The organism is Vibrio hibernica (assembly GCF_015223435.1).
Taxonomy (GTDB): Bacteria; Pseudomonadota; Gammaproteobacteria; order Enterobacterales; family Vibrionaceae; genus Vibrio; species Vibrio hibernica.
Genome location: NZ_VHKO01000092.1, coordinates 1 through 5513, shown reverse-complemented (window position 1 = coordinate 5513; position 5513 = coordinate 1). Strand labels below are relative to the sequence as shown.

Here is a 5513-nt window from a genome sequence, read left to right as displayed (position 1 = left end):
CAGGTTGCCACCGAAAAAAGATTACTCAAGTTGAATGTGGGATCAAGTTAACCCGGTCACATAACTTTAGTGTCAAGGCCTCGCGGGTGAATAGTTACCACTTTTCTTTCTAAATATTTGACTAATTGACACAATTAATCCCTTATTAATACTTTAGCTATGTAAAGTTTATTCGTATTGAGGCTGCTAATTATTTGATTACGTATCAGTTTTGACCCTAAAATGACTGTGTGAACTAGAAAAGTGTGGTTTCTTATACTGTATAAAGAAAGTCATTATTACAAAAAATATTAATCAGGTATGAGTTTTCTTTTTCAAGATAGTTAAATCGTCAGAAGTATCGATAAGATCACAAGTTTACACTAATATTTTAAGCAACATTAGTATCACGTTTTTATGCTTTCTAGTTTTGTATACAATTACAGGTCAGACCTCTTTTTTTGCTATGATTGACCATTTTACTTAGACCCATTTATTTATGCCCAAAGAGGGCAAAGGGTATATTCATTTTACTTAAATAAGGATAAAGCATGATTCAGCAGGAAGTGAAAACTCGCAATGGTGATCGTATTGCTATTGTTTCTGGATTAAGAACGCCATTTGCTCGTCAAGGTAGTGCCTTTAAAGAAGTGCCAGCAGTGGATTTGGGTAAAATGGTTGTCAGCGAATTACTGGCTCGTACCGGTATTGATCCTTCTCTCATTGATCAAGTCGTGTTCGGCCAAGTAGTGCAAATGCCTGCGGCGCCGAATATTGCCCGTGAAATTGTTCTTGGTACAGGAATGAATGTATCGACAGATGCTTATAGTGTGACTCGCGCCTGTGCGACGAGTTTCCAATCTGCGGTTAACGTGGCCGAAAGTATCATGGCAGGCAACATTGAGATTGGTATTGCTGGCGGCGCAGATTCCTCCTCGGTTCTTCCTATTGGTGTATCAAAATCGTTAGCTCAAGGTTTATTAGAATTAAGTAAAGCCAAAACCTTACCGCAAAAATTATCGATTCTACGTAAGTTATCCTTCAAAGATCTCTTACCTGTTCCGCCTGCTGTAGCGGAATATTCTACTGGATTGTCAATGGGACAAACTGCAGAACAAATGGCAAAAACACATCAAATTTCAAGAGAAGAGCAAGATGCCTTAGCGCACCGATCTCATTCGTTAGCAACTCAAGCTTGGGAAGATGGTTTAATTCAAGACGAAGTCATGACCGCTTACCCTGAACCATTTAAAGAGTGGATTGCGAAAGATAACAACATTCGCAATAACTCAAGTTTAGAGCAATATTCTAAGTTGCGTCCTGCTTTTGACCGTCAGTTTGGTAGTGTTACCGCCGCAACCAGTACACCATTAACCGATGGCGCTGCGGCCGTTTTGATGATGAGTGAAAGCAAGGCGAAAGAGCTAGGTTTAGACGTGCTTGGCTATATTCGTTCTTATGCTTTTTCAGCTATTGATGTTCATCAAGACATGTTAATGGGCCCATCTTACGCGACACCAATTGCATTGGATCGCGCTGGTATTGAATTGAGCGATTTGGATTTAATCGAAATGCATGAAGCATTTGCCGCGCAAACATTAGTGAACGTGAAAATGTTTGCCTCAGAAACCTTTGCCAAAGAAAAGCTTGGGCGCGATAAAGCAATCGGCGTGATTGATATGGATAAGTTTAATGTACTTGGCGGTTCGTTGGCTTATGGGCATCCATTTGCAGCGACGGGCGCACGATTAATGACTCAAACCTTACGTGAGCTTAAACGTCGTGGTGGTGGCTTAGCATTAACGACAGCATGTGCGGCAGGCGGGTTAGGTGCGGCCGTTATTCTTGAAGTTGATAAAGTGGCAGTAGACCAACCAAAAGTAGCCACAAAGAGCGATGTTGTCAGCCAGAGTACAAGCAAGAAAGGAGATAAATAATGACTGCTGAAAACCTAAAGGCCAATTTAATGGATAAAACGGCGTTCACTCTCACTATTGACGACGATAATATTGCTTGGCTTGCCATTGATGTTCCTAATGAAAAAATGAATACGCTTCAAGCTGAATTTGCCGATCAAATGAAAGCAATTTTTAATCAGCTTGATAGTAAGAAGTCACAAGTGAAAGGCCTCATTGTTCATTCTCTCAAGCCTGATAATTTTATTGCTGGCGCTGATGTGCGAATGTTAGAAGCGTGCCAATCTTCACTAGAAGCCGAGCAACTTGCCACGCAAGGTCAACAAATGTTTTCTCGTTTGGCTGCATTGCCTTTTACGGTCGTAGCGGCGATTCATGGGCCTTGTTTAGGCGGTGGTTTAGAATTGGCTTTAGGCTGCGATTACAGAGTTTGTAGTGACGATGCTGCGACCAAACTTGGGTTGCCAGAAGTACAATTGGGCTTATTACCAGGATCAGGTGGAACGCAACGTCTTCCGCGCCTTATTGGTCTATTAAATAGTCTAGATATGATTTTAACCGGCAAGCTATTACGCGCTAAAAAAGCAGTTAAATTAGGCCTTGCTGATGCATGTGTACCAGAATCAATTTTATTGGAAGCGGCGAAGGACTATATCGCGAAGTCTAAACGTAAAGTAAAAATTGACCTTAAAGAAAAGTTGATTGCGAATACCAAAATGGGTCGTAAAGTTATTTTTGAACAAGCGGCGAAAAAAACGAAACAGAAAACCCGTGGTAATTACCCAGCTACAAAAGCGATTTTAAAAGTTATCGAGTATGGCTTAGAGAACGGTATGGAAAAGGGCTTTGCTAAAGAAGCTCATGAATTTGGTCGATTAGTGATGACGCCTGAATCTCAAGCTTTACGCTCAATTTTCTTTGCCACAACTGAAATGAAAAAAGATTTCGGTAGTGATGCAAAACCTAAAACGATCACCAGTGTAGCGGTATTAGGTGGCGGCCTAATGGGGGCTGGCATTAGTTATGTGTCGGCAACCAAAGCTAAAGTGCCAGTGCGGATTAAAGATGTATCGAATGATGGCATTTTGCATGCAATGAGTTATAGCTATCAGCTATTAGGCAAGTTAGTTAAACGTCGCTCACTCACCAAAGCGCAATTACAACAACAGATGCAATCGATCTCTGGCGGTACTGATTTTACGGGTTTTGCTCACAAAGATATGGTGATTGAAGCCGTATTTGAAGATTTGAGCTTAAAACAATCTATGGTGAAAGATGTTGAAAGCAATGCTAAGAAAGACGTTATTTTCGCCAGTAACACTTCATCATTGCCGATTGGAAAAATAGCGCAAGGTGCCGCGCATCCTGAAAATGTTATTGGTCTGCATTATTTTAGCCCGGTGGATAAAATGCCGTTAGTGGAAGTGATCCCGCATGAAGGTACGTCTGATGAGGTTATTGCTACTACGGTAAAATTTGCTCGTAAGCAAGGTAAAACCCCGATTGTAGTGAAAGATAAGGCCGGCTTTTATGTGAATCGTATTCTTGCGCCATATATGAATGAAGCGGCACGAGTATTGTTATCGGGTGAGCCAATTGAGCATATTGATAAAGCATTGTTAAACTTTGGCTTCCCTGTGGGCCCAATTGCCTTACTTGATGAAGTTGGCGTTGATATTGGTGCCAAAATTACGCCTATTTTGGTAGAAGAGCTAGGTGAGCGTTTTAGTGCACCAGATGTATTTGAGATTCTACTAAAAGATAATCGTAAAGGGCGTAAGAGCGGCAAAGGTTTTTATACTTATAAAGGTAAGAAAAAAGAAGTCGATAAGTCAGTTTATAGCTTATTGAAATTAAAACCAGAATCGATTCTGAGTGAAGAAGTTGTCGCGATGCGTTGTGTATTGTTAATGCTTAATGAAGCGGTTCGTGCATTAGATGATGGTATTATAGCTAGCGCTCGTGATGGTGATATTGGCGCAATATTTGGTATTGGTTTTCCTCCATTCTTAGGTGGGCCATTTAAATATATCGATAAAGTTGGCGCGAAAAAATTGGTTGAAACCATGAATGAATATGCAGGTAAATACGGTTCACGGTTTGCGCCTTCAGATGGCTTACTCACCCGAGCAGGTACGGGCGATAAGTTCTATCCCGCTTAACGAAAACGGATATGCTTTATTTTAATCGCGGTCAGGTTAATCAAAGCTCATATTAAACAATCAGGAACCCGACAAATTGAATAAGTTTGTCGGGGTTTTTATTGGTGATCTTATCTAATTACTTTAATTGCTCTTCCAATATTAAAAGACGAGAGAAACTTTGTTGGCAACCACCAAGTCGGTAATCATGTTGCCAGATGTCAAAATAGGTCTCTTTGATAAGCGCTAATAAATCCAATAGATGTGTTTTACTGGTTGGAGATAATGCATGCAGTTCTCTGGTATTTTGTTGTTGATAATACAAAGCAATATGGCTCGCCAGTATCATGGTGTCGACAGCCCAGTTTAACTGTTGTTGCAAAGGTGTTGTTTGATACTTCTTTAATTGTTTTTTATCCATTTGAAGTTGATTAATGGCGGCTTTTAAAATCGATTCATCTTGTATTTCGGCGTGCTTAATATGGCGTTTAGAAATCTGATCGAAGATGAAAGGGCCATAGAAAGCACAGTTCGGAGTGGTCACCCCAGAGCCCAGATAGCGATCTTGTAGTGTTAATAAATGTTGTAATAATGCTGGGTCTTCCTGCGGATAAAAATAGCATAACCCCTCGTGAATATTAATTTCAGCATGTTGAGACTCACCCCATGCCATTGCGGCGCCAAAGATATAATAAGGCAGTGGGGCGCAGAAAGGTTGTGCGTGGCCCATGTCTCCCCATTCTGAAATCATATAACCTTGTGCGCCATATTTTTTAGCGGAAATTGCGGCTCTACGCATGTGCACTTCTGCTGCTTGTCTACGGCCAATAACGGATGCAAAGCAGTTCGTTGAGACGACGACTTGAAAAGGATAGCCAAACTCTGACAGTTTTTGATGCTCAACATCATAAGGATGGTCTTCTTCATAACCCCAATTGAGCAGTTCTAAATCTTTGGGTAAATGCGGCAAAATTTCAGGGTAATGAAATAGCATGTCACTGAATATTTGGCATCGTTTTCCTTTCGATTCAGCGATGGGTAAAATGGTTTTAAGATAGTCTAAGTAAACTTGCCCTTTACCCTTCTCATCGCAGGCTTGTTTACTGCCATCGACGCCAAGATCCATCGTTTCATCAAAATTGATATTTAGCGTATTACTTTGGAAGTTAGGCAATAATTCATCCAGTAATGATTCAATGAATTGCGGCACTTGAGAGTGGCAAGGGTTAAGCCCAAAGGACTGAGGTCGGAAATCTCCACGCTGGTCATAAAAACCATTGGTTTGCTCTGCCATATGTTGATAATCAGAATGACAGGGCCATTTTTCCATATGCCCAAAGGTGGCTTGATTAGGAATTAATTCGATTCCTTTTGTCTGGCAGTAGTGATCGATTACTCGGATTTCTTGCGCGGTTAATGGATCGTAACCTTGCCACACGGTTTGATGATTCTGATAAGCAAAAGTGTGTTCAGTATA

At 40.9% G+C, this 5513-nt stretch carries 3 protein-coding genes; 2 read left to right on the top strand and 1 reads right to left on the bottom strand.

All coding sequences use genetic code 11. The features are described from left to right. Positions 1 to 530: 530 nt before the first annotated feature. Entirely contained in the window at positions 531 to 1916 is a 1386-nt protein-coding gene (fadI, locus tag FH976_RS15370) for an acetyl-CoA C-acyltransferase FadI (RefSeq protein WP_228767473.1), read from the top strand. Beyond that, positions 1916 to 4057, top strand: a complete 2142-nt coding sequence (gene fadJ / locus FH976_RS15365; protein ID WP_228767472.1) for a fatty acid oxidation complex subunit alpha FadJ — start codon at positions 1916 to 1918, stop codon at positions 4055 to 4057. Before fadI ends, fadJ begins: the two co-directional genes overlap by 1 nt. Before the next feature lie 118 nt (positions 4058 to 4175). On the opposite strand, the gene FH976_RS15360 is transcribed toward fadJ, so the two are convergent. Further along, positions 4176 to 5513 (bottom strand): family 20 glycosylhydrolase (locus tag FH976_RS15360; RefSeq protein WP_194091659.1); only part of this gene is annotated, 1338 nt, incomplete at its 5' end.

What these genes read in the sequence shown, in the direction of transcription:
- fadI (WP_228767473.1), top strand. Translation starts at nt 531, where the DNA reads ATGATTCAGCAGGAAGTGAAAACTCGCAATGGTGATCGTATTGCTATT.
- fadJ (WP_228767472.1), top strand. Translation starts at nt 1,916, where the DNA reads ATGACTGCTGAAAACCTAAAGGCCAATTTAATGGATAAAACGGCGTTC.